Raw genomic sequence first — 21,785 nt, 5'->3', positions numbered from 1 at the left:
GCGAGCAGGCTCACTCCTACAGGGTTCGCGTTAGACCGAGGCGAGCACCAGGTGCATATACCGCGTCAGTATGCCGAGCATGTCCTCTTCGGCCAAAGGCTCGGCGTCGTTGAGCAGGCCCTGATATTCCATCCGTCCGATAATCGCCGTCAACACTTTGGCATCCTGCTGCGGTTCGCGCGAGCCCAATACCTGAAACAACTGGCAGGTGCCCTGCAACAGAATCTGCTGATGCGAGCGCACCAGAATCGCCAGCCGTGGGTTGAGCAGCGCTTCCTGGCGGAACGCCTGTTCGGCCATCAAATGCTCACGACGGTTGATCAACTGCCGGTGCACGTAGTCGGCCATCAGCCGTGCGATGTCGTCGGCCAGTTGCGAGCGTGACTCGGGGCTACCGTCGCCACTGACGACCATGTCGCGCAACAGGCCTTCGTTGTTGATCCACAGCTTGGCCATGTACGCCGCGCTGCGTTCAACATATTGAGCGAAGGTATCGGTGAGCAGGTCGTCGATGTCCTTGAAGTAATACGTGGTCGCCGACAGCGGCACACCGGCCTCGGCCGCTACCGCACGGTGGCGCACGGCACGCACGCCGTCGCGCACGACAATGCGCATGGCCGCGTCGAGAATGTCCTGGCGACGCTGCTCACTGCCCTGTCGGCTGGCCTTGCGGCCCTGGTACTGAACACTTTCAGCGACCGCAGTGGCGATACCCGCTGCACCTTCTTGAGCTAATGCACCCATCACGACAGCACTTCCTCTACTAATTCCAAATTAACCAATTGATACATTTGTACCAGACAGGCAATAAAAAGCCGCCTGTTTTAGGCGGCTTTTTAACTGAAACGTTTACGCTTGCGGTCGCATGTGCGGGAACAGGATCACATCGCGAATCGACGGCGAGTTGGTCAGCAACATCACCAGACGGTCGATGCCGATACCTTCACCGGCGGTTGGCGGCATGCCGTACTCCAGCGCACGCACGAAGTCGGCGTCGTAGTGCATGGCTTCGTCGTCGCCGGCGTCCTTGTCGGCCACCTGCGCCATGAAGCGCTCGGCCTGGTCTTCGGCGTCGTTCAACTCGGAGTAGGCGTTGGCGATTTCACGGCCGCCGATGAACAGCTCGAAGCGGTCGGTGACGTTCGGGTTGTCATCGTTGCGACGGGCCAGCGGCGACACTTCGAACGGGTACTGGGTAATGAAGTGCGGCTGTTCCAGCTTGTGCTCGACCAGTTCTTCGAAAATCATCACCTGCAGTTTGCCCAGACCTTCGAAGCCCAGCACCTTGGCGCCGGCCTTCTTGGCGATGGCGCGAGCCTTGTCGATGTCGTTCAGGTCATCGGCGGTCAGCTCAGGGTTGTACTTGAGGATCGAGTCGAACACCGACAGACGCACGAAGGGCTCGCCGAAGTGGAACACCTTGTCGCCGTACGGCACGTCGGTGCTGCCCAACACCAGCTGCGCCAGCTCGCGGAACAGTTCTTCGGTCAGGTCCATGTTGTCTTCGTAATCGGCGTAGGCCTGATAGAACTCCAACATGGTGAATTCAGGGTTGTGACGCGTCGAAACGCCTTCGTTACGGAAGTTGCGGTTGATCTCGAAGACCTTCTCGAAACCACCGACTACCAGACGCTTGAGGTACAGCTCCGGCGCGATACGCAGGAACATTTCCATGTCCAGCGCGTTGTGGTGGGTTTCGAACGGCTTGGCCGCAGCGCCGCCAGGAATGGTCTGCAGCATCGGCGTTTCGACTTCGAGGAAGTCGCGCTTCATCAGGAAGCTGCGGATGTGCGCGATCACTTGCGAACGCACGCGGAAGGTCTGGCGCACGTCTTCGTTGACGATCAGGTCGACGTAACGCTGACGGTAGCGCTGTTCGGTGTCGGTCAGGCCGTGGTGCTTGTCCGGCAGCGGACGCAGCGACTTGGTCAGCAGACGCACGTTGGTCATTTCAACGTACAGGTCGCCCTTGCCGGAGCGCGCCAGGGTGCCTTCGGCAGCGATGATGTCGCCCATGTCCCAGGTTTTCACCGCGGCCAGGGTTTCTTCCGACAAGGTCTTGCGGTTGACGTAGACCTGGATACGCCCGGTCATGTCCTGGATCACCATGAACGAGCCACGGTTGAGCATGATGCGACCGGCAACCTTGACCGGGATTGCAGCCTCTGCCAGCTCTTCCTTGGTCTTGTCCGCGTACTGTTTCTGCAAGGCATCGCAGTAGTTGTCGCGGCGGAAGTCGTTCGGGAAGGCATTGCCCTTGGCGCGCTCGGCAGCAAGCTTTTCCTTGCGCAGGGCGATCAGGGAGTTTTCTTCCTGTTGCAGGGCTTGCGGGTCGAGTTGTTGGTCGCTCATGTCTTTAGATATTCCATCAGGTTCGTTGCCCCCGGACCTTGCGGCCCGGGGATCGCCAGCAGGGCTGGCTCCTACAGGGATCGAGCGGAAACGGTCGATCCTGTGTTGGCGTCTGTTACAGGCCCGATTTCAGGCTGGCTTCCAGATACTCGTCGATGTCGCCGTCGAGCACCTTGTCGCAATCGCTGCGTTCGATGTTGGTGCGCAGATCCTTGATCCGCGACGCATCGAGCACGTAGGAGCGAATCTGGTGACCCCAGCCGATATCGGACTTGGTGTCTTCCAGCGCTTGCGAGGCGGCGTTGCGTTTCTGCATTTCCTGCTCGTACAACTTGGCCCGCAGCATTTTCATGGCGGTGTCCTTGTTGGCGTGCTGGGAACGTTCGTTCTGGCAGCTGACCACGGTGTTGGTCGGTACGTGAGTGATACGTACGGCCGAGTCGGTGGTGTTTACGTGCTGACCACCGGCACCGGAGGAACGATAGGTGTCAATGCGCAGGTCTGCCGGGTTGATTTCGATTTCGACCTTGTCGTCGATCTCTGGCGAGACGAACACCGCCGAGAACGAGGTGTGGCGACGGTTGCCGGAGTCGAACGGGCTCTTGCGCACCAGACGGTGCACGCCGATCTCGGTACGCAGCCAGCCAAAGGCGTATTCACCCTTGATGTGCACGGTCGCGCCTTTGATACCGGCGACTTCACCGGCGGACAGTTCCATGATGGTCGCGTCGAAACCGCGTTTGTCAGCCCAGCGCAGGTACATGCGCAGCAGGATGTTGGCCCAGTCCTGCGCTTCGGTACCGCCGGAACCGGCCTGGATGTCCAGGTAGGCGTTGTTCGGGTCCATTTCATGGCTGAACATGCGGCGGAATTCCAGCTTGGCCAGACTTTCCTCGAGACGGGCCAGCTCGGCGACGACATCACCGACGGCGCCTTCGTCGTTTTCTTCGACGGCCATGTCCAGCAGGTCGCGGCAATCGGCCAGACCGGCGTTCAGTTCGTCGAGGGTATCGACGATCTGCGCCAGCGCAGCGCGCTCGCGGCCCAGTTCCTGGGCGTATTCAGGTTTGTTCCAGACACTCGGATCTTCAAGCTCGCGATTGACCTCGGTCAGACGCTCATGCTTTTGATCGTAGTCAAAGATACCCCCGAATAGTTTCGGAGCGCTCGGACAGGTCCTTGATGGTGTTCAGGATCGGGTTGATTTCCATGACGGGCAGCACTCGTTGGCGAACTTTTGAAAGCCGGCGAGTATAACGTAATCAGGCTGGCGCGGCAGCCCGTCTGGCGGTGAATGGGGCGAGATCGCAGCCCTCACCCTAGCCCTCTCCCTGAGGGAGAGGGGACTGATTGGGGGATATTCGAGAGCTACGCCGACTTGAATGGCTTAGCTGAATCCATAATCGCCGAGCTCAAAGATCCATAATCGACTCGGTGGAGCAGGTCGATGCAGAATCCGAGACACCTCGGTCGGCCCCCTCTCCCCCTGGGAGAGGGCTGGGGTGAGGGGAAAGGCTTTACTCGATTCCGACCTGATTGCGCCCATTGTTCTTGGCCAGATACAAACCACGGTCCGCCGCCGAAATCAGCAGGCGGCAATCACTGCCGGCCTGCGGCACCATGGTCGCCAGACCGATGCTGATGGTCAGGCTGTCGCCGGCCGCCGGAGTATTGTGCGGGATTTTCAGTGCCGCCACGGTCTGGCGCAGTTTCTCCGCCACCAGCCGCGCGCCGCCTGGTGAGGTGTTCGGCAGCACCAATACGAACTCCTCGCCACCATAACGCGCCGGCAGATCCGATGGCCGCGCGCTGGCGTCGCGGATCGCCGCCGCGACCTTGCGCAAGGCTTCATCGCCCTCAACATGGCCGAAGCTGTCGTTGTACGACTTGAAGTAATCGACATCGATCATCAGCAACGACAACTGGCTCTGATCGCGCAGCGAGCGGCGCCACTCCAGCTCCAGGTACTCGTCGAAGTGCCGGCGATTGGACAACCCGGTCAGGCCGTCGGAGTTCATCAGCCGTTGCAGTACCAGATTGGTGTCGAGCAATTGCTGCTGGCTGACCCGCAGCGCCCGGTAAGCGGCATCGCGTTGCAACAGGGTCATGTAGGAGCGCGAGTGATAACGGATGCGCGCCACCAGTTCGATGGTGTCGGGCAGTTTCACCAGATAATCGTTGGCCCCGGCGGAGAACGCCGCGCTCTTGATCAGCGGGTCTTCCTTGGTCGACAGGACGATGATCGGAATGTCCTTGGTCGCCGGATGATTGCGGTACTCGCGCACCAGGCTCAGGCCATCGAGGCCGGGCATCACCAGATCCTGCAAAATCACCGTCGGCTTGATGCGCACGGCCTGGGCGATGGCTTGCTGCGGATCGGAGCAGAAATGGAAGTCGATGTTTTCTTCGCTCGACAGCCCACGGCGCACCGCTTCGCCGATCATCGCCTGATCGTCCACCAACAACACCATGGCGGCGTTTTCGTCGGTTTTGATGTCGTCGATCTGTAAATCATTCATGGGCGGTCACCTGAGTGCTGCGGGGGCCAGGATTGCGGATATACCTGTTCATTTGGGGAAAATCTCCAGCAACCGTGGCGCTATTCTTTCCAGTGGACGGATTTCCACGGCAGCATCGATGGCCGCGGCGGCCTTGGGCATGCCGTACACCGCACTGCTGTTCTGGTCCTGGGCGATGGTCAAATAACCCTGTTGGCGCATGAGCTTAAGCCCTTGCGCGCCGTCGCGCCCCATCCCGGTCAATAAAACCCCGACGGCGTCACCGTTCCAGTAATTGGCGACGCTTTCGAAAAACACGTCGATCGAGGGGCGGTAGATTTCGTTGACCGGTTCGGCGGTGTAGGCCAGCGTGCCGTTCTTGAGCAAGCGAATATGGTGATTGGTCCCGGCCAGCAGCACCGCGCCGCTTTGTGGCGGCTCGCCTTCGCGAGCCAGACGCACATCCAGGCCACTGGCACCGGCCAGCCATTCGGCCATGCCGGCGGCGAACACCTGATCGACATGCTGAACCAGCACGATCGCAGCCGAGAAATCCTTGGGCAAACCTTTGAGCAGAACCTCCAGCGCTGCCGGGCCGCCAGCAGACGAACCAATCGCCACCAGGCGCTGACGTGAGGCCGAACTGCGCTGGGTCGTCGGCGCCGGCCGCGCGCGTGGCGCCTTGTCGCCGATCAGCCAGCCGATATTGAGGATCTTGCGCAGCAACGGCGCCGCCGCTTCCTGCGGGTTGCTGCCGCCAACGGCTGGGGTGTCGACCACATCCAGCGCGCCGTGGCCCATGGCTTCGAAGACCCGGTGTACGTTCTGCTGGCGGTCAACGGTGACGATGACGATGGCGCAAGGGGTTTCGGCCATGATCCGACGCGTCGCTTCAACACCGTCCATCACCGGCATGATCAGGTCCATCAGGATCAGGTCCGGAGTGTTTTCGGCGCACAGTTGCACCGCCTCGGCGCCGTTGCGGGCCACCCAGACCACCTGATGCGCCGGCTCGAAGGCCAGCGCCCGGCGCAGCGCCTCCACCGCCAGCGGCATGTCATTGACGATTGCGATCCTCATGCCCGCGCTCCCCCGATGAGCTCGACCACTGCGTCGAGCAGGGCGTCGTCATGAAAACTGGCTTTGGCTAGATAATAGTCGGCGCCGGCGTCCAGTCCACGGCGCCGGTCTTCTTCGCGATCCTTGTACGAGACGACCATCACCGGCAGCGATTGCAGACGGTTGTCGCGGCGCAGCAGGCTAACCAGTTCGATGCCGTCCATGCGCGGCATGTCGATGTCGGTGATCAGCAGGTCGAAGTCCTCGGAACGCAGGGCATTCCAACCGTCCATGCCGTCGACCGCTACCGCAACGTCGTAACCACGATTGAGCAAGAGTTTGCGTTGCAGTTCGCGCACGGTCAGCGAATCGTCCACCACCAGCACCCGTTTGCGCGCCGCTTCCGCGGCTTGATTACCGTGGCGGGCAATTCGTTCCAGGCGCCCGGTGTTGAGCAGTTTGTCGACCGAGCGCAGCATGTCTTCGACGTCGACGATCAGCACCACTGAACCGTCATCGAGCAAGGCGCCGGCAGAGATATCCTGAATCTTGCCCAGCCGCTCATCCAGCGGCAACACCACCAGGGTGCGCTCGCCGATGAAACGCTCGACCGCCACACCGTAAATCGCATCGCGCTCGCGAATCACCACGACCTTGAGGGTTTCGCCGCTGTTCTGGCTGGCCGGGCGATTGAGCAACTGACTGGCTGCGACCAGCCCGACATGCTGGCCTTCGTGCCAGAAATGCTGGCGGCCTTCGACCTGAACGATGTCTTCCGGCGCCAGATCGCACATGCGTTCGATGTGCGCCAGCGGAAAGGCATAAGCCTCTTCACCGACGGCCACCACCAGACTGCGCACCACCGACAGCGTCAACGGCACTTCCAGATGGAAGCGACTACCCTCGCCCGCCGTCTGCTCCAGTACCACGGCGCCACGCAACTGGCGAACCATGTGCTGAACGGCGTCAAGTCCGACGCCACGACCGGACACTTCGGTGACCTTGTCGCGCAGACTGAAGCCGGGCAGGAACAGGAAGGTCAGCAGCTCTTCTTCGCTGAGCTGCGCGGCGGTTTCGGCTGGGGATAACTGCCGTTCGACGATGCTGCGGCGGACTTTTTCCAGGTCGACACCGCTGCCGTCGTCACTCAGTTCCAGCACCAGCAAACCGGCCTGATGCGAGGCGCGCAGGCGAATCAGACCTTCTTCCGGCTTGCCTTGAAGCAGGCGCTGTTCAGGCGTTTCGATGCCGTGATCAACCGCGTTGCGCAACAAATGCGTCAGCGGCGCTTCGAGTTTTTCCAGCACGTCGCGGTCGACCTGAGTTTTCTCGCCCTCGATCTCCAGGCGCACCTGTTTGCCGAGGCTGCGCCCCAGATCACGGACCATGCGTACCTGCCCGCTGAGAACATCGGCGAAGGGGCGCATGCGACAGGCCAGCGCGGTGTCGTAGAGCACCTGCGCACGTTGGCTGGCCTGCCAGGCAAATTCATCGAGTTCGGCGTTTTTCTCGCTGAGCAGTTGTTGCGATTCGGCGAGCAAACGGCGCGCGTCTTCGAGGGCTTCCAGCGCCTCGAGGCTCAAGGCGTGTTCCTTGAGGTGCACGTTGAGGTTTTCCAGCGCGCGCAGGCCGTTGTTCTGCATGCGCTTGAGGCGTTGCATGGTCGCCAGATGCGGCTTGAGGCGCTGGGTTTCCACCAGTGATTTGCTCGATAGATCGAGCAGGCTGTTCAGGCGTTCGGCGGTCACTCGCAAGACGCGCTCGCCACCCTCAGTGGTGCGCTTGCTTTTGCGCGGTGCCGGCTCGGCAGCTTCGACAGGCGCCTCCATAGCTGGCACCGGCACTGGTGCGGGCTCGAGTTGCAGCTCGGCCATCGGCGGCACGGCGACCGGGGCTGCCGACGGATCGAGCAACCGCGCCATCAACCCTACATAAGCCTCGATGTCCGGCGGTTGCGGCGCGTTCGCCGGCGTGGCGATGCGCATGAGCAAATCAGTGCCCTGCAACAACGCGTCGATATGCTCGGGGCGCAGCAGCAGGCGCCCTTCCTGCGCGCTGACCAGGCAATCTTCCATGACATGGGCGACGCTGACGCCGCTGTCGATGCCGACGATCCGCGCTGCGCCTTTGAGCGAGTGCGCCGCGCGCATGCACGATTCGAGGTAATCGGCTTGCGTCGGATTGCGTTCCAGCGCCAGCAGCCCAGCGCTGAGGACCTGGGTCTGGGCCTCGGCTTCGAGGCTGAACAGCTCGAGCAGCGAGGCGTCGCGCATTTGCTCGGGGGTCATGTCAGGCTCCGGGTCACGGCGGACAACAGCTGTTCTTCGTCGAGCCAACGCAAGCTGCGACCGCGATATTGCAAAACACCGCGAGTATATTTCGCACTGGCCTGCGCAGCGGATTGCGAGGCGGCCGCAAGAATGCGCTCGTCAATGGCATGAATGCCGTCGACCTCGTCCACCGGCACCACCACCGGCCCGCCATGAGCGGCGATGATCAGCATGCGCGGCATGATTCGCGCGCCAGTGGTCGGCGCCGCATTGGCGTCCAGATCGAGCAATTCGACCAGCGACAGGCACGCGACCAGAGCGCCACGCACGTTGGCCACGCCCAGCAGCGCTCGCGAGCGCTGATGCGGCAGCGAGTGAATCGCCTGCATCGGCGCGACTTCCACCAAGCTGCGCGTGGCCAGCCCCAGCCATTCTTCGCCGAGGCGGAACATCAGCAGCGAGCGGGTTTTTACGTCCGTCTCCACGGCGCTGGCCACCGGGTCGCGATCGTCCTGCTGCAAGGCATAACGGTCGAGCAGTCGCGTGGCCGCGGCGGAATACACTGAGCAATTGCGGCAATGAATGTGTTCTTCGAGCAGCGGGCAGGACTTGTCGCCATGAATGCCGATGCGATTCCAGCAATCGTCAATGGCGCGGGCGTCTTCGTGGGTGACGTTGAAAGTGTCGGACGCGATCATCGTTTGCGCTCACTGTCGGCGGTGCGGCCGCTGCGGGCGGCACGCTCCTGCAATCGTCGGGCACCCGCCGTGTCGCCCTGGGCCTGCAGCAACGCCGCCAGGTGCATCAACGCTTCGGGGTGTTGCGGTTCGAGGTACAACGCCTTGCGATAGAAACCCTGGGCTTCGAGGGTCAGGCCGGCGACATCGCTGAGCAGGCCGAGCCAATAAAACACCTGCGCCACCGGCTCATGGTTGCGCAGGTACTGTTCGCAAGCGGCGCGCGCTTCGGCACTTTTGCCTTCGTTGGCCAGCGCAGCGATGTGCGCCAGCAAGGTCGCGGCGTCCTCATTCGCGGCTTTCGGAACGGTCGGCAATGGCGTCACGGCCGCAAACGGGCGATTGCGCACAACCGGCGCTGGCGGCGGATTGCGCAGCGCTTGGCTGATCGGTACGGTGATCGGTTTCGGCGTCGGCAACGGCTCGGGATGCGGTTCGCTGTGACGGCTGAACGCGAACGACTGGGGAATGCCGATCGAGCGCATGCCCAGGCGCCCGAGCAGGCTGCCCTCGGCGGGGCCGATAAACAGCACGCCGTCGAAATGCGTCAGGCGCTTGAGCACTTCGAACACCTGCTTCTGGGTCGGCTGGTCGAAGTAGATCAGCAGGTTGCGGCAGAACACGAAATCGAAGGCTGGCTCACTGGCCAAGAGCGCTGGATCGAGCACGTTGCCGACCTGCAAGCGCACCTGTTCACGCACGTTTTCGTTGACCCGATGGCCATCCTGCTCGACGAAAAAATGCCGTTCGCGGAAATCCAGATCCTGGCCGCGAAACGAATTCTTGCCGTACAAGGCACGCCGCGCCTTCTCTACCGAGAGCGGGCTGACGTCCATGCCATCGACCTTGAATTGATGCGGCTGCAATCCGGCATCGAGCAGGGCCATGGCAATCGAATAGGGTTCCTCACCGGTGGAGCACGGCAGGCTGAGGATGCGCAGCGCGCGCATGTTGTTCAGTTCTTTAAGCCGGGTGCGCGCCAGTTTGCCCAGCGTGGCAAAGGATTCCGGATAACGGAAAAACCATGTCTCCGGCACGATCACCGCTTCGATCAGCGCCTGCTGCTCATCCCGCGAGCCTTGCAGCAATCGCCAGTAATCATCGCTATCAGCCGCCTGCGAAAGCGTGGTGCGCTGACGCACAGCACGCTCGATGATCGCCGGGCCGACCGACGTTACATCGAGGCCGATGCGCTCTTTGAGAAAGTCGAAAAACCGCTGATCAGCGCTCATGCCTGCGCCTCAAGCTGCGCCGGGTCGCGCGGCGGATCGGGAAACAGCAAGGCGCGCACCGACTCGTCGAGCAAGTCATTGACCCGCACCCACTGCACCAGCCCGTGGGCGTCTTCGCGCACTGGACCAAGGTATGGCGCCTCGCGGTTATCGAGGCCGTAAGGCTGAAAATCTTCAGGATGGCAACGTAGGGTATCGGTGGCCTGCTCGAGAATCAGCCCGAGCCACTGCGTGGACTCGGCGTCATCCGGGCGATAGTTGACCAGCACCAGCCGCGTACTGGTGCGCGCCTCGGCAGGCTGGCCGAAAGTCAAGGCGCTGAGGTCGATGACCGGCACCACCGCACCGCGATAGGCAAACACTCCGGCGACCCACTGCGGCGCCCGGGCAATCGGCTTCAACGCCGCTCGCGCCAATACTTCCACTACTTCGGTGGCGCGCAGGGCGTAACGCTCGCTGCCGATGCGAAACAGTAGAAACAATGCCGGTTTCGTCACTGGCGTAACACCGCGCTTGGCGATGACTTCGTTCATCAGACTTTGAATCGCGAAACGCCGCTGCGCAGCCCGACGGCCACCTGGCTCAGTTCGTCGATGGCGAAACTGGCCTGGCGCAGCGACTCGACGGTCTGGCTGCTGGCGTCGCCCAACTGCACCAGCGCATGGTTGATCTGCTCGGCGCCGGTGGCCTGGGCCTGCATGCCTTCGTTGACCATCAACACCCGCGGCGCCAGCGCCTGCACCTGATGAATGATCTGCGACAACTGCTCGCCAACCTGCTGCACCTCGGACATGCCGCGACGCACTTCTTCAGAGAATTTGTCCATGCCCATCACCCCGGCCGACACCGCCGACTGGATCTCGCGCACCATTTGTTCAATGTCGTAAGTGGCGACAGCGGTCTGGTCGGCCAGACGCCGTACTTCGGTGGCGACCACGGCAAACCCACGCCCGTATTCACCTGCCTTCTCGGCTTCGATGGCAGCGTTGAGCGACAGCAGATTGGTCTGATCGGCAACTTTGACGATAGTGACGACCACCTGATTGATGTTGCCAGCCTTCTCGTTGAGGATCGCCAGTTTGGCGTTGACCAGATCGGCGGCGCCCATCACCGAGTGCATGGTGTCTTCCATGCGCGCCAGGCCTTGCTGGCCGGAGCCGGCAAGCACCGAGGCCTGATCGGCCGCAGTCGACACTTCGGTCATCGTGCGCACCAGATCTCGCGAAGTGGCGGCAATCTCGCGCGAGGTCGCGCCGATCTCGGTGGTGGTCGCGGCGGTTTCGGTGGCGGTGGCTTGCTGTTGCTTGGAGGTGGCCGCGATCTCGGTCACCGAGGTGGTCACCTGCACCGATGAACGCTGGGCCTGGGAAACCAGCGCGGTCAGCTCGGTCATCATGTCGTTGAAGCCGGTTTCGACCGCGCCGAACTCGTCTTTGCGATCAAGGTTGAGGCGCGAACTGAGGTCACCGGTGCGCATGATGTCGAGGATCGTGACGATGCGGTTCATCGGCGCCATGATCGCGCGCATCAGCAACAGACCGCACAGGCCGGCGGCCAGCACGGCGACCAGCAAGGAAATGATCATGCTGACTTTGGCGGCGGCCACGGCGTCATCGATATTGGCCATGGCCGTATCCGCGACGACCTTGTTTTCGCCGATGATGTCATTGAGTTTCATGCGCCCGGTGTACCAGGCCGGGGTCAGCTTTTCGGTGAACAGCTTGATCGCGTCAGCCTCAAGGTTGCGTTTGTGCAGGTCGAGCACGGCATCTTGAATCTGGATGTAGGCGTCGTGGTATTTCTCGAACAGGGCGAACTCCGAGCGGTCCTCATCGGTTGCCATGGTCTTGCGATAGTTGGCCATCTGCTCTTGCAGGCGAGTTTCGAAGGCCTTGTAGTCGGCGGCGTCTTCGTTGGAAATGCCTTGGCCTTCCTTAAGGCCCAGCAACTCCTGGGTCTGCAAATAACTGTCGACCCACGCGCCGCGAATCATCGAGCTGTAGTAAACACCCGGAATGGCATCGTCGCGCACGCTGTTTTCACTGGCCTCAATCTTCAACAGCCGTGAATAAGAGAGCACCACCATCATCAGCATGATGGCGATAATCACCGCAAAGCTCGCCAAAATGCGTTGGCGCAACGTCCAGTTCTTCACAGTGATTCCTCGGTGCCTGATCGAAATGCGGGGAGTATAGCCGAGCGCGCTGTTTCATTTATAAGACGCTTTTTAACCCTCATCTGCCGCGCCCCTGCGGCTCGCTCGAACTCAAGGCCAACCACCAACCCTGTGGGAGCCAGCCTGCTGGCGGTAGCGGTGGGTCAGTCACCAATGTTTTGCCTGAACTGCAGCCTTCGCGAGCAAGCTCGCTCCCACAGGTTTCGCGGTGGACGCAAGCGCCGGAGCAACACACAAATCCTCTGTAGGAGTGAGCCTGCTCGCGATAGCGGTGGGTCAGTCACCAATGTTTTGCCTGAACTGCCGCCTTCGCGAGCAGGCTCGCTCCCACAGGTTTCGCGGTGGACGCAAGCGCCGGAGCAAAACACAAATCCCCTGTAGGAGTGAGCCTGCTCGCGATAGCGGTGGGTCAGTCGCCAATGTTTTGCCCGAACAGACGCCTTCGCGAGCAAGCTCGCTCCCACAGGTTTCGCGGTGGACGCAAGCTCCGGAGCAACACACAAATCCCCTGTAGGAGTGAGCCTGCTCGCGATAGCGGTGGGTCAGTCACCAATGTTGTGCCTGAGCTGACGCCTTGTCGAGCGAGCTCGCTCCGACAGGTTACGCGGTGGACGCAAGCGCCGGGGCCTTACACAAATCCTCTGTAGGGGTGAGCCTGCTCGCGAAGCAGGCACCGCGGTCCCGAAAAAACACCAACTGCGCAAGAAGTTGCGCAGTTGGTCGTAATATTTCACGGGGCAAATCCTCTGCAGACCACGCCGAACAAGGCCTGCAGCCAAGTGCGCAAGAAGTTGCGCAGTACTGCGCAACTTCTTGCGCACTTTCTTGTTGTTTTCACGCTGAAAACCGCCTCGAGTGATCCCCAACCACCGCTCCGCTCCCGCCAACCGGGCGCCCCACTAAACCTGGCACGCTCCTTGATAACAGTCAGGCACCCACCGGGCGATTTCGCCTCCCGGGCACCTTAAATTTATCCGCAAGGAGAGCACCCCATGGCAACACCAGCGTACATGTCGGTTACCGGCGAAAAACAAGGCCTGATCACTGCAGGCGCATTCACCGCTGACTCCGTAGGCAACACCTACCAGGAAGGCCACGAAGACCAGGTCATGGTTCAGGCTTTCACCCACGACGTGATCATCCCGCGTGACCCGCAATCCGGTCAGCCAACCGGTCAGCGCGTTCACAAGCCAGTTGTGATCACCAAGGTCTACGACAAGGCTTCGCCACTGCTGCAAGCAGCACTGACTTCCGGCGAGCGCATGAGCGAAATCGTTATCCAGTGGTACCGCACTTCGGCGCAAGGCACCCAAGAGCACTACTACACCACCAAACTGGAAGACGCGATCATCGTCGCCATCAACAACAAAATGCACAACTGCCAGGATCCAGGCAACGCGCACTTCACCCACCTGGAAGAAGTGCAGTTCACCTACCGCAAAATCACCTGGACCCACGAAGTATCCGGTACTTCGGGTTCCGATGACTGGCGTGCTCCAGTCGTTTAATTACGGCTGATCGTTACAAGCATCGGCCAGCTCTGCTGGTCGATGTTGTTTACGCCCCTCCAGAATTTCGCGTACGTTGACCCGCTTTTGCGGGCGTCGACGAGCGCCGCTGTACAGCACGAGGAACAAGGGATGTTCGCGCCGGCCAATGAAACCCACTTTGCCCTGACCATCGAAGGTCTTTCCGCTGATTTCCAGGTGTTTACCCTCACCGGTCGGGAAGCCATCAGCCAGCCTTTTGTCTTCGAGGTGGAGCTGGTCAGTGAGCAGCCGTCGCTGGACCTCGAAACCCTGCTGCACAAACCGGCCTTCCTGCAGCTGTCGCCCGACGGCAGCGGCATTCATGGCCAGATCTACCGCGCCGCGCAAGGCGATTCCGGCAAGCGCCTGACCCGTTATTCGGTGACCTTGCGCCCGCAACTGTCCTACCTCGCGCACCGCATCAACCAGCGCATCTTCCAGAACCTCAGCGTGCCGAAAATCATCGGCATGGTCCTTGAAGAGCACGGCATCCAGAGCAATGCCTACGAATTCAAGACCGGCTCGATCTATCCCGAACGCATCTACTGCGTGCAGTACGACGAATCGGACCTGCATTTCATTCAGCGCCTGTGCGAGGAAGAAGGCATTCACTACCACTTCCAGCACAGCGCCACGGCGCACAAACTGGTGTTCGGCGATGACCAGACGGTGTTCCCGAAACTCAAGCCTGTGGCCTATCAGCAAGACTCCGGCATGGTCGCCAGCAACCCGGTGATCAAGCGCTTCGACCTGCGTTTGGAAACCCGCACCAGTCGCACCACGCGCCGCGATTACGATTTCGAAAAACCGCGCCTGACCCTGGAAAGCGAAAACCGTGGCGATGCCCTGCCCGACCTCGAAGACTACGACTACCCGGGCCGTTTCATCGACCGCGAGCGCGGCAAACATCTGGCCAAACGCGCCCTCGAACGCCACCGCAGCGACTTCCAGCTCGCCGAAGGCAAGAGCGATCAGCCCCTGCTGGTCAGCGGCCACTTCCTCGCCCTGACCGAACACCCCAAAGCCAAGTGGAACGACCTGTGGCTGCTCACCGAAGTCCTGCATGAAGGCAAACAGCCGCAGGTGCTCGAAGAGTCGGTGACCAGCGACACCACGGCGCTGAAAGACGATTTCCATCAGGGCTACCGCAACCGTTTCCAGGCCACGCCGTGGGACGTGCCCAATCGCCCACCGCTGCGCCACCCGAAACCGCGCATCCTTGGTAGCCAGAGCGCCGTGGTCACCGGCCCGAAAGGCGAAGAAATCCACTGCGACGAATACGGCCGGGTCAAAGTCCAGTTCCACTGGGACCGCGAAGGCCAGGCCGACGACAAAACCAGCTGCTGGCTGCGCGTCTCCAGCGCCTGGGCCGGCGCCCAGTACGGCGGCATTGCCATCCCGCGCATCGGCATGGAGGTGCTGGTCACCTTCCTGGAAGGCGACCCCGATCAACCGCTGATCAGCGGCTGCCTGTACCACAAGGAAAACACCGTCCCGTACGCCCTGCCGGCGAACAAGACCCGCAGCACCTTCAAGACCCTCAGCTCCATGGGCGGTGGCGGCTACAACGAACTGCGCATCGAAGACAAAAAAGGTCAGGAGCAGATCTACCTGCACGCCCAGCGTGACTGGGACGAGAACATCGAGCACGACCAGAAAATCCGCGTCGGCAACGAACGCCACGACACCGTCGAGCAAAACAGCTACACCGAATTCAAGGCCGAAGAACACCACACCGTCTACGCCGACCGCAAAGTCGAAACCCGCGCCAACGACCACCTCACCGTGGGCGTCAACCAGCACATCAAGATCGGCACCGGCCAGTTCATCGACGCGGGTCAGGAAATCCACCTCAGCAGTGGCATGAAAGTAGTGATGGAAGCCGGCGCAGAACTGACTCTTGTCGGCGGCGGCAGCTTCATCAAGATCGACGCCGGCGGCGTGACCATGAGCGGCCCGGTAATCAACATGAACTCCGGCGGCAGCCCCGGCGTTGGCACCGGCGCCGCGCCGTTGATGCCTGGCGTGCTGAAACAGGCGGATGCCGACAAGGCTGGCCAGGTCCTGACCCCGGCGCAAATCAACACCCTCAAACGCAACGCGCCGTTCTGCGAAGAATGCGAGAAATGCAAGGCAGGTGCCTGTGCCATCTGATCGAATCACACCCAAGGACTGGCTGGCGCAACAGCCGCTACAAAACGGCGAGCGCCTGTATCTGATCATCAGCGCCGCCAGCGATGCCGACGCCCTGAAAACCCTGTACCTGACCGAACCCACTGCCCAGCTCCTGCCAATCTGGGGCGGCACGCCCTACTCCACCTGGCAACCGGTGATGCCCTACCTCACCGAGCTCAAACCGAATTCGGCCTTCCTGCCCTGGATCGCCGAAACCGATGCGCTGGACTGGGGCTGGCTGGCGGTATCGCGTTCAGCGCCGAACGAAGTGTTCGAACATCTGCGCAGCCTGACGCAGGTGAAGATGCCGGATGGCACCGAGGTGTTTTTCCGGTTTTGGGATGGACGGCATATCTACCCGATTCTGCATGGCCTGGGGGAAAAGGCCGGGGAGGTGCTGCCGGTGTTTGAGCGGTATCTGATTAATGGTCAGGCGCTGGAGGTGGGGTCGAGGGTTGTGCCGAAGGTGCGGGATTGGCCGTGGTGGGAGGTGCCGAAGGCGTTGCTGGTTGGCTTGGGCAAGGACAATCCCACGACGCTGATTGCCAATCTCATGCAATGGCTGGAAGAAGACCGCCCCGATATTTATTCCGTCTGGCCAGAGAACAATCTCAAGCTGAAAGTCAGCCGTTTCGTGCGCCGCCCGGATGCGCCGAAAAACCTTAAAGAAGCATTGTTAAATCACCTGATTCTGGAGCAAGGCTGATGGATCGCGTTGCCTTTGTTGACAACCAACTGAACACCTTCAAGGACAGTCTGAAGCTGTATCAGGAACAAACCAAAACCTGGTACGCGCGAGCGCTCGACAAGGGCAGTCGCGCCACTGACATGCCGTCCTTGTTGGGCATGGAGCGTGTCATCAAGGTTGGCAACACCAGTAAAGCCGTGAGCATGACTGACGGTAGCTTCAGCTCGAACGTGGCTCAATGCCCACTCAAAGGTCCGTTGCTGATCGAGAGCAAATTCGAATCGGTTTACGACATTCCGGTGGGTGATATCGAAGTCGAAATCGTTGCTGTGGACGGTGGCGCAGTCAGCAAGGTCAAACTCGACGCTCAAGGCAAAGCCGCCTGGACCGGCGGTGTACCCGGCAAGTTCTACCAGATCCGCGTGCATAACGAAGTGACGCCGGCGCAGATCGACGCCCTCTTCAGCTCCTACAGCGGCGTGACCGCGGATCTGGAAGGCTTCCTGCGCAAGGAATGGGCGGGCTTCAAACCCCAGTGGTCGAACCTTTCCACCTCCGGCACGGTGATGGCGGTTGGTAACGGCATACTCGAAGGCGGCTGGGAGGCCATCAAGGGTGTGTGGGACGGCATCAGCCTTGTGCTCGATATCCTCCAGGATCCGAAGAAATTCGCCAAGGATCTCGGCGCTGGCGCAGACGAGCTGATCAAAGTTGCCAAAAGCTCGCCAGACGTCATGAAAAAAGCCATGTTGCTGGCGAGTGACGAAGCAGCGCTGTTCCTGCTGGTACGCAGTGCGGTGATCTGGCTGGCAGCCTTGCCGCCGATGAAGATGGCAGGCGACGTAGCGAAAATGACCACGGCGATCGTTGTCGGTATCGCGATCGATATCGTCATTGGTGTTGTGCTGACAATCGCGGCTGAAGGCACCGGGGTTATTTATCTGGCTGCCCGACTGAAAAAGTATGGCGAACTTGTACTCAATGCAGTCATCGGCTTCGTGAAGTCGGTATTCAAGATCATCAATGGTTTTATGGAGTATGTCGCCAAGTACACCGCTGTGGCGGCGCGAGGGGTGACGGCTAAGGTTAGAAACGGGATTTCTGAGTTGCGTTTTGATGGGAAGAAAAACGCCAACCTTGTAGAGGGCACATTAGCTGACGATGTGTCCAAACAGGCAAAAACACCGGCCGATAAAAGTGCAGAGCCTGTTGAAAAAACAAGCACGGACAAGTGTCCGGTGTCGATGGTCACCGGTGAAGAACTGCTGACACTGACTGATGGTCAACTCAATGGTCTGTTGCCGTTTGAATGGACGCGCCTGTACAGAACCAGCGCGGTGGAAATTGATTGCGGTCTGGGTTATGGCTGGAGCCATGCCTTGGCTCATCGCCTTGAGATCGATGGCGATGAAATCATATGGACCGACCATGAAAATCGCTTGACGCCCTTTCCACTCCCGAGTGAGCAGCGTCCCGCCATCACCAACAGCCTATCGCACGCGGCCATCTTTCTAGGTGACGATCCATCCGAGCTGATTCTCGCGCAGGCTGGCAAGCGACCATCCTTCTATCACTTCCGCTTCGACAGCAAAGGCGCGACCCTGATCGCCATCAGCGATAGCTATGGCAACCGCTTGCACGTTACTCGCGACATCCATGGTCGCATCAAACGTCTCGACAACGGTGCCGGCCGCGCCCTGCTCCTGCGCTACGATCGCAAGCACATCATCGCCGTCGACTATCAACAGTTCCTCCCAGCGGACAATCTTGAGGCCGCGTGGAACACGGTGCAGACGCTGGTCACTTACAGCTACGACACGCAGCATCGCCTGATTGAGGCGAAGAACGCCGCCGGCGAAGCCGAACGCTATCGCTACAACGACCAGCACGTCATTCTCGAGCGGCAATTGGCAGGCGGCGCGGCGTTCTACTGGGAGTGGGAAAACGAAGGCAAACTGTCTCGGTGTACTCGTCACTGGGCCAACTTTTCCCAGATGGAAGCGCAATACGCCTGGGACGACAAAGGCAGCGTCACCGTAACCAACGCCGATGGCAGTGAAGAGGTCTACACCCACGATGATCAGGCGCGACTGATCAGCAAAATTGATCCCGATGGTGCCGAGCATCAAAAGGCCTATAACGACAAGGGCCAATTGATCGCGGAAAAGGACCCATTGGGCGCCGTCACCGAATATCGCTACGACGACAACGGACTGATGACCGCTGTCATCCCCCCAGAAGACGAAGCTACAACTTACGAATATATCAACGGCTTCGTCAGCGACGTTCGTCGCGGCAAAGCCAGTTGGAAGTATCAACGCAACCGACAGGGAGATGTCACTGCGCAGATTGACCCGGACGGCAATGCCATCCATTACAGCTATGACCCGCAGGGTCGTCTGTTGGAAATTCGTCACCCGGACGGCAGTCGTCATCAACTCGGCTGGAACAATCTCGGTCAACTGCTTGAAGAACGCCTTCCCGACGGCGGTCAGCGCAAGTACCGTTACGATGCACTAGGCAGGCAGATCACTCGCCAGGAAGAGTCCGGCGCGATCACACATTACCAATGGGATGCTGCCAATCGACTTGCCCAAGTAACGCTGCCCGGCGGCGCCACTCGCGCATTCAACTACAACGCCTACGGCAATGTCACTGCTGAACGTGACGAACTTGGCCGTATCACCCGCTACGAATACGCCGACAATCTCCACCTCGTCAGCCGTCGAATCAATCCCGACGGCAGCCAACTACGCTACCGCTACGACAACTCGCGCCTGTTGCTCACTGAAATTGAAAACGAGCGCGGCGAGCACTATCACCTTGATTACTACGCCAACGGCCTGATTCAACAGGAAACCGGCTTCGATGGTCGTCGGACTGCCTACGAGTACGACCTCAACGGCCAACTGCTGAAGAAAACCGAGTTCGGCGACGACGGCAGCGAACTGGTCACCGAATATCAGCGCGATGCCGCCGGCCGTTTGCTTGTGAAAACGCTTCCCGACGGCGAACAGATTCACTACAGCTACGACGCGCTTGGCCGCCTCGTTAACGTAGACGACGGCCACTGGCCGCTCGCCTACAAATACGACCTGCAAGACCGACTCATCGAGGAACACCAAGGCTGGGGCACTCTGCGCTACGAATACGATAGCGTCGGCCAGCTCAAGCACTGCCGCTTGCCCGATGGCAGCAAACTCGATTACCGCCACCAGCCTGGCGGGCAACTCAGCAGCATCGATCTCAACGGCTCCCGCCTGACCACTCACCAGTTCAGCGCCGGTCGTGAACAGCAGCGCCAGCAAGGCTTGCTGCTCAGCCAATACCAATACGATGAACAGGGACGTCTGCAAGCGCACAGCGTTAGCCAACGGGACAAGCACCTGTTCCAGCGTCGCTACAACTACGACGCCAACGGCAACCTCGCCGGAGTCGACGACAGCCGCAAAGGCAACCGCAGCTTTCACTACGATCCGCTCGACCGATTGATTAGCGTGCGTGGCGCCACGCCAGAGAGCTTTGCCCACGACCCGGCGGGCAACCTTCTCGGACAAAATGACCTGCCCGTCGCCAACCTCGCCAACGTCAAAGGCAATCGCCTGCTGATGCAAGGCGATCGCCACTACGACTACGACGCCTACGGCAACCTGACCCGCGAAAGTCGCGGCACCGACCAAAAGCTCGTCACCGAATACCGCTACGACTGCCAACACCGCCTGATCGGCGTCAGCCTGCCGGGCGGCAGCACAGCGACCTACAAATACGACGCCTTTGGCCGCCGCATTGAAAAAACCGTCGACGGTCACGTCACCGAGTTTCTGTGGCAAGGCGAACGCCTCATCGCTGAAAGCGCCGAGAACCGCTACCGCAGCTACCTCTACGAACCGGGCACCTTCCGCCCGTTGGCAATGCTCGACGGCGAAGGCCCGCTAAAAGCGGCCCCGTTCTATTACCAACTCGACCACCTCGGCACACCGCAGGAACTGACCGACTTCAGCGGCGAAATCATGTGGTCGGCGAAGTACCGTGCCTATGGCAACCTCGCGGCGCTGGACGTCAGCGAAATCGATAACCCGCTGCGATTTCAAGGTCAGTATTTCGACGCAGAAACGGGGTTACATTACAACCGCCACCGCTACTACAATCCGGGGACTGGACGGTTCTTGACGCCGGATCCGATCAAGCTTGCGGGTGGGTTGAATAGCTACCAGTACGTGCCTAACCCTACGGGGTGGGTGGACCCGTTAGGCTTAAGCTGTAATGTTGCGCAGTGCCCGAAAGTGCGATCCATTGACCCAAATGAGGTAAGATTTTCCCAAACCTCTGTCTCATACAACAAGGTCGACAGAGCAGGAAACAATTACACCTATGACAATTTAGTCGCGAGCATGAGAGAAAAAGGTTGGCAAGGTGATCCCATTGATGTGGTCCGAATGCCGGACGGCCATCTCACCAGCATGGATAACACCCGGGTCCGTGCCGCACGCGAAGCCGGTATAAAAGTAGAAGCCAGAGAGCGCGGATATAACGATCCAGTAACTGAGCCAGAACAACAACGCTTTGCTGTTAAGGGAAGAAAACCAGATACGTGGGGCCAGGCGATCGAATTAAGAGTTGGAAAGCAGTCGCCAAAACGTTTCGGAAAGGAAACTCCTTACGGATCTCACGAACTACCAAAATTGAGCGGCAAAGAATGAATAATTATTTAGAAATTACAGGCCGAAGTCATTTCTCTTATCCAAGTGACTTCATTGAAACAATCAACCTAACACCTGCCATAGATATTGAACCTTGGTGGTTCATTGTTTTTGAAGAGGGGGATGTAAATTACTGGTACCACACCTTAAAAAAACTTTACCCACAGAGGGAGCTAATCCCCTTTGCGAGGTTCAACGCAAACGATGACATAGCCTGCTTCGATGGCCGTGATGAATCCGGAAACCCGGAAGTCCTCATAATCCACGCCTACGCTTCAGAAGGCTGGGAGCTTCATGGAACTTATGAGAATTTCAAAGAGTGGTTGACTGAAGCCATTCAAACTCATTCTACATGGGAGGAAGAATGAG

General features: G+C 60.1%; 15 protein-coding genes. 5 read left to right on the top strand and 10 right to left on the bottom strand.

The genetic code is table 11. The features are described from left to right. Positions 1 to 30: 30 nt before the first annotated feature. The 10 genes from BLU52_RS03835 to BLU52_RS03790 form a co-directional block, all read right to left on the bottom strand. Positions 31 to 744, bottom strand: coding sequence for a TetR/AcrR family transcriptional regulator (locus tag BLU52_RS03835; protein ID WP_090281965.1), 714 nt, complete (start codon positions 742 to 744; stop codon positions 31 to 33). 105 nt (positions 745 to 849) lie between these two features. Then, positions 850 to 2,352 carry a lysine--tRNA ligase gene (gene lysS / locus BLU52_RS03830; protein WP_090281964.1) on the bottom strand — a complete coding sequence of 501 codons (1,503 nt, stop codon included), beginning with the start codon at positions 2,350 to 2,352 and terminating at the stop codon, positions 850 to 852. A gap of 115 nt (positions 2,353 to 2,467) precedes the next feature. Then, a protein-coding gene (gene prfB / locus BLU52_RS03825) for a peptide chain release factor 2 (protein WP_157720676.1) occupies positions 2,468 to 3,563 on the bottom strand; the annotation gives its coding sequence in 2 pieces (ribosomal slippage) (positions 2,468 to 3,490 and positions 3,492 to 3,563; 1,095 coding nt in all). Positions 3,564 to 3,869: 306 nt separating this feature from the next. Next, positions 3,870 to 4,871 (bottom strand): response regulator, encoded by a 1,002-nt coding sequence (locus tag BLU52_RS03820; RefSeq protein ID WP_090281963.1) that lies wholly within the window; start codon positions 4,869 to 4,871, stop codon positions 3,870 to 3,872. A 48-nt stretch (positions 4,872 to 4,919) separates the two neighbouring features. Next, a complete protein-coding gene (gene cheB / locus BLU52_RS03815) occupies positions 4,920 to 5,930 on the bottom strand; it encodes a chemotaxis response regulator protein-glutamate methylesterase (RefSeq protein ID WP_090281962.1) in 1,011 nt (336 codons plus the stop codon). Further along, positions 5,927 to 8,197: a hybrid sensor histidine kinase/response regulator gene (locus tag BLU52_RS03810; protein WP_090281961.1), complete on the bottom strand. Its 2,271-nt coding sequence runs from the start codon at positions 8,195 to 8,197 to the stop codon at positions 5,927 to 5,929. Before BLU52_RS03810 ends, cheB begins: the two co-directional genes overlap by 4 nt. Then, positions 8,194 to 8,877: a chemotaxis protein CheW gene (locus BLU52_RS03805; RefSeq protein ID WP_090281960.1), complete on the bottom strand. Its 684-nt coding sequence runs from the start codon at positions 8,875 to 8,877 to the stop codon at positions 8,194 to 8,196. Before BLU52_RS03805 ends, BLU52_RS03810 begins: the two co-directional genes overlap by 4 nt. Then, positions 8,874 to 10,148: a CheR family methyltransferase gene (locus BLU52_RS03800; protein WP_090281959.1), complete on the bottom strand. Its 1,275-nt coding sequence runs from the start codon at positions 10,146 to 10,148 to the stop codon at positions 8,874 to 8,876. The genes BLU52_RS03805 and BLU52_RS03800 overlap by 4 nt, the downstream gene beginning before the upstream one ends. Next, complete coding sequence (locus BLU52_RS03795; protein WP_090281958.1) at positions 10,145 to 10,681, bottom strand: chemotaxis protein CheW; 537 nt, start codon at positions 10,679 to 10,681, stop codon at positions 10,145 to 10,147. Before BLU52_RS03795 ends, BLU52_RS03800 begins: the two co-directional genes overlap by 4 nt. Then, positions 10,681 to 12,303: a methyl-accepting chemotaxis protein gene (locus BLU52_RS03790; RefSeq protein WP_090281957.1), complete on the bottom strand. Its 1,623-nt coding sequence runs from the start codon at positions 12,301 to 12,303 to the stop codon at positions 10,681 to 10,683. The genes BLU52_RS03795 and BLU52_RS03790 overlap by 1 nt, the downstream gene beginning before the upstream one ends. A 1,013-nt stretch (positions 12,304 to 13,316) precedes the next feature. Between BLU52_RS03790 and BLU52_RS03785 the strand changes: the two genes are divergently transcribed. From BLU52_RS03785 to BLU52_RS03765, 5 genes are all read left to right on the top strand, one after another. After that, complete coding sequence (locus BLU52_RS03785; protein ID WP_007949952.1) at positions 13,317 to 13,832, top strand: Hcp family type VI secretion system effector; 516 nt, start codon at positions 13,317 to 13,319, stop codon at positions 13,830 to 13,832. Between the two features lie 132 nt (positions 13,833 to 13,964). Next, a complete protein-coding gene (gene tssI / locus BLU52_RS03780) occupies positions 13,965 to 16,007 on the top strand; it encodes a type VI secretion system Vgr family protein (RefSeq protein ID WP_090281956.1) in 2,043 nt (680 codons plus the stop codon). Then, positions 15,997 to 16,734 carry a DUF4123 domain-containing protein gene (locus tag BLU52_RS03775; protein ID WP_090281955.1) on the top strand — a complete coding sequence of 246 codons (738 nt, stop codon included), beginning with the start codon at positions 15,997 to 15,999 and terminating at the stop codon, positions 16,732 to 16,734. The genes tssI and BLU52_RS03775 overlap by 11 nt, the downstream gene beginning before the upstream one ends. Continuing rightward, complete coding sequence (locus BLU52_RS03770; protein WP_090281954.1) at positions 16,734 to 21,416, top strand: RHS repeat-associated core domain-containing protein; 4,683 nt, start codon at positions 16,734 to 16,736, stop codon at positions 21,414 to 21,416. Before BLU52_RS03775 ends, BLU52_RS03770 begins: the two co-directional genes overlap by 1 nt. Further along, complete coding sequence (locus tag BLU52_RS03765) at positions 21,413 to 21,784, top strand: SMI1/KNR4 family protein (RefSeq protein ID WP_090281953.1); 372 nt, start codon at positions 21,413 to 21,415, stop codon at positions 21,782 to 21,784. The genes BLU52_RS03770 and BLU52_RS03765 overlap by 4 nt, the downstream gene beginning before the upstream one ends. Position 21,785: the final 1 nt, after the last annotated feature.

Origin of the sequence: Pseudomonas granadensis, assembly GCF_900105485.1 — a bacterium.
Lineage (GTDB): Bacteria > Pseudomonadota > Gammaproteobacteria > Pseudomonadales > Pseudomonadaceae > Aquipseudomonas > Aquipseudomonas granadensis.
This window is presented reverse-complemented; position numbering and strand designations above follow the sequence as displayed.